Here is a 3467-nt window from a genome sequence, read left to right on the forward strand (position 1 = left end):
CGCTACGACAAGTTGGCAAGAAGTTTTGCCGCAATGGTCACGCTGGCTTGCACGCTGCGGTGCCTACGGCAGTACTTTTCGTACAGAACCTAACGCCCCAGCTCAGCCGTGAAAGACCGCGTAGCGGGCTGACATCGGCTGGAGCGCAGTGTTATGCGCAACCTATCCCGTTAAACGTCGGCCTGGAGTCGTGCATCTCGGTACCGCCTCACGACTATGTACCGGGACGACCCACACCAAATGACTGGCTTACCGGTTGCAGCGTAATAGCAAGTCCCCGCGACCAAAACATGAGCACCCGTAAGCTCTTCGAGATCATTTACACCGAACATCTGCAGAAACTCGTCCACGATCTCAGGAAAGATTGCGACACTAACCCCTTGGTGACGATCAGATGAGTTCAGCCATAGCTTCCCATCTGCCGTCATGCCCGCCGATGCGATAGGCCCCCAATAAAGCATCTGACGATTTGCATGCCTCTCCGGGGTTATGTCAATAAAGCCTGCGACGACGTCTCTAACCGCACCGGCCACTAAGACTTCCGTGGCGTTACGGTAAAGGACAACTTGTCTGTTGGAGTTGCGGAACGCCGGACTCTGAACAAGCCTCAGAAGTATCCTCCGCATTGTAAAGTGCTGCGCGGTTTCTCTCTCGCCGCCAGGCACGACAAATGTTCTACCACCTGTACCAACGCCCGGCGTCGGCGGTCGCTGGATCTCGGCCACGTCGATTTGGCCGCCCAGCTCTTGGTCGAGATGGACAATTATGCTGTCACCAGCATTGAGTTCTTCTTCCTGAATAGTTGCGTCGTCGCGCTGTTCGCCCACTGCTACGTACTCAACCCGAAGGCCGCAAGTATTCAAATGGTGAGCACAAAAATGAGGGGGGCGGCCGTGCCTACTTGCCCTACGGAACCAAGCGAATTCGCCGCACTCGGCACACACGAGATTTCGGCGCATATTCTCCAATTCGGGCTCAGGCAGCGCCGCGAAACGTTCGGCTTCCCATACTTGATTATCGATCGTGCATCTTGCGTGCTGCATTCCGTGTCACTCCTGCTTTCGCCCTAATGCATAACGTTTGGTTAAGGGGCCGGCTTTAGCCGGTCCCGAGTGAGCGAAGCGAACGACTTGAACCAATTGTTATAAGGCGCTAGCGCTAATTATTGCTTTGCAGTGCTCTATGAATTCGCTCTTGTTAAAGATTTTGATGCCAAATAGATTTTCAAGTTGTTCACGTCGACCATGCTTTACAAAACCACGCTCATCGTTACTGACAAAAATTCTCCGACCAGCTCGAATATGTGATTGGAGAATTAATGCATCTCTTCGATGGTTCAATTGCTTGGGCGTGAGATTGTCTCGGTCCTTCGGGTGGCTGCCACTCGTAATAATGTGCAGGATTTTTTCGAAATCATCTGCATCCTGTATGCCTCCGAACATCATTCGCCCAAAACTGCCTTCGCCGAAGTGAAATGTTTCAGGTATTTCCGGGAGTTCATTGGCCTCAGCCGATAGGTCTGTACCTTCAAGCTCACGATTAGTGACCGAAACCACTTCGGCCGAATAACCTGCCTTGCTCACTAAGTCTGCTATGTCCGCAATAGGGAAGATATTTGTGTCTAGTGTGACGGCTTCCATGCGTATTTCCTCGTGACTTATAACGTTTGGTTAAGGGGCGGGCTTTAGCCCGTCCCAGTGAGCGAAGCGAACGGTTTGAACCAGTTGTTATGCATTTTTATGGAGTGCCGTTGAAATATATTCGTCTACTGGCATAGGTAGTACTGCATCGTTGAGTCTCAGAATGGCTCTGAGTAGGTGTTCTCTAATGCCCGATCTTGCTTTTTTATCCGCCGCGTTATTTATTGCTTCAGATATATCGCAGAATATTGATGAGATTATTTTGCAGTCTTTTTCGTTGTATGATTTTTTGTAAATTATGTCGTCTATCACATAATTTTTATGTGGCTTGTTTTTGGTGGAGCAGGGGCATGTACTTATACGTTCTCCTTGAAATAATTGATCTGCTCCCCATACAAACTGATCGTCTTGATAGGGAATATCTAAACCGTACCTATTCTCTGTTGGGTAGCCTTCATGTGCTGAGCGTGCGCAGCGTGCATACCTAGTGACAACGTATATTCCGAATTCTTTTGCTTTTACTATGTAATCTGCAAGCAGTGACTCTAAACGAATTTTTATAAGATAGTTTGGCGTCGTGTTATCCCATGAGAAGTAGCCATTTGAGTCTTCTACTCCAGAGATTTGTTTTAGAACATCTTTTCTGAGGTTGGTATAGAACTCGAATAGCGTCATGATTCCCTCTTGATGTATAACGATTAAGCTAAGGGGCGGGCTTTAGCCCGTCCCAGTGAGCGAAGCGAACGATTTGAGCGACTTGTTATGCATTTACAAAAGCCCCAGGAGAGCTGCCGCCCCTGCGCCAACAATACTTGCGACTGTGCTGTTTTCCAGCAGTTTTCTTAGCGCTGATTTCGCCTCTTGGTCACCACTTTTTGCGACAGCTTCAACAAGATTTTGAACGCTAATATTTACAACCTGTGAGTTGTTGTTTCCTACCTGCACCTGCTCGCCAGTAATTGAGCCAATGTTAAAAGTAGAGGATTGAGTGTTTGTCGTATGCGGCTGCGCCGTAAGATTTTCCACTTTAAGTGTTAGCAGGTTCTTATGCCTGGTTCCTACGCCAAGAGTTCCACCAGCCTGGAATTGAGCATCAATGACCTTGAGTTCGATTTCGCGCTTTCCAGACTTTTGAATGATTATGTCGCCTATCCCTACGTCCGGTTCGTCAGTATATGGAACTAGTAATGTGCCTTTCGACATATTGCGCTGACCGCTGAATTCAGAGCCGGCGATTATGATTTTCTCTGGATAAGCAAGTGCGTCAAAATTCATGCGGTCTTCCTGCGGTTTATTTGTGCATAACAGTGATTAGATGGATGGCGGTGCTAATCCGATAGTAGAGCCTTCCATATAACTCCGCATCATCCTCATAGCTGCCCTGGAAAAATTCCTTTCAAATCATGGTCTTACCGGCCATCTTTCTATGTCTGGGCGTATTCGCTTGACTTCCTATTTTTGCTCTACCATTACTACTGTACAAAAATACAGCCAGGGAGTCGGCCATGGAAACCTCCACCAAACCTCGCCTACAAGAGCAGTTCAGGGCGGTGATGCGCTTACATCATTACAGTATTCGCACAGAAAAATCCTACTGGTACTGGATTCGCTATTTCATCCGTTTCCATCAACTGCGTCATCCATTGGAGCTTGGTGCTGCCGAGGTCAACGCCTTTCTCACCTGGCTAGCAGTTGAGCGCCAGGTGGCAGCCGCGACCCAGAATCTGGCACTTAGGTTCTGTACGAAAAGTCCGAACGGGTAGAATCGGCGCCATGACCGGCTGGAGGCCCGCATGGCAAAGCGTTACGAACTCCCGGATGCAGCTT

General features: G+C 48.9%; 5 protein-coding genes and 1 pseudogene. 2 read left to right on the plus strand and 4 right to left on the minus strand.

What is annotated here, in order from left to right; genetic code table 11:
• Positions 1 to 93: pseudogene (locus tag H165_RS19670) on the plus strand (IS5/IS1182 family transposase); the annotation flags it as partial.
• A 77-nt stretch (positions 94 to 170) separates the two neighbouring features.
• Here the strand turns inward: H165_RS19670 and H165_RS19430 are convergent.
• From H165_RS19430 to H165_RS19435, 4 genes are all read right to left on the minus strand, one after another.
• Positions 171 to 827, minus strand: coding sequence for a hypothetical protein (locus H165_RS19430; RefSeq protein ID WP_211206297.1), 657 nt, complete (start codon positions 825 to 827; stop codon positions 171 to 173).
• 315 nt (positions 828 to 1142) lie between these two features.
• Positions 1143 to 1640, minus strand: a complete 498-nt coding sequence (locus H165_RS19675) for a hypothetical protein (RefSeq protein ID WP_155943644.1) — start codon at positions 1638 to 1640, stop codon at positions 1143 to 1145.
• 87 nt (positions 1641 to 1727) lie between these two features.
• On the minus strand, positions 1728 to 2315 hold the full coding sequence (locus H165_RS19680) for a hypothetical protein (protein ID WP_155943645.1): 588 nt from the start codon (positions 2313 to 2315) through the stop codon (positions 1728 to 1730).
• 93 nt (positions 2316 to 2408) lie between these two features.
• Complete coding sequence (locus H165_RS19435) at positions 2409 to 2915, minus strand: hypothetical protein (RefSeq protein WP_081609388.1); 507 nt, start codon at positions 2913 to 2915, stop codon at positions 2409 to 2411.
• A 230-nt stretch (positions 2916 to 3145) separates the two neighbouring features.
• On the opposite strand from H165_RS19435, the gene H165_RS19440 reads away from it, so the two are divergent.
• The gene (locus tag H165_RS19440; protein ID WP_248681223.1) at positions 3146 to 3403 is read left to right on the plus strand and encodes a phage integrase N-terminal SAM-like domain-containing protein; all 258 of its coding nucleotides are present in this window, start codon (positions 3146 to 3148) and stop codon (positions 3401 to 3403) included.
• Positions 3404 to 3467 lie beyond the last annotated feature (64 nt).

The sequence above is a fragment of the Pseudomonas thermotolerans DSM 14292 genome, from assembly GCF_000364625.1.
GTDB classification, from domain to species: domain Bacteria; phylum Pseudomonadota; class Gammaproteobacteria; order Pseudomonadales; family Pseudomonadaceae; genus Aquipseudomonas; species Aquipseudomonas thermotolerans.

Bases quoted from the DNA above. Each gene is read 5' to 3' on its own strand.
- H165_RS19675 (WP_155943644.1), bottom strand. From the start codon at position 1,640: ATGGAAGCCGTCACACTAGACACAAATATCTTCCCTATTGCGGACATA.
- H165_RS19680 (WP_155943645.1), bottom strand. From the start codon at position 2,315: ATGACGCTATTCGAGTTCTATACCAACCTCAGAAAAGATGTTCTAAAA.
- H165_RS19435 (WP_081609388.1), bottom strand. From the start codon at position 2,915: ATGAATTTTGACGCACTTGCTTATCCAGAGAAAATCATAATCGCCGGC.
- H165_RS19440 (WP_248681223.1), top strand. From the start codon at position 3,146: ATGGAAACCTCCACCAAACCTCGCCTACAAGAGCAGTTCAGGGCGGTG.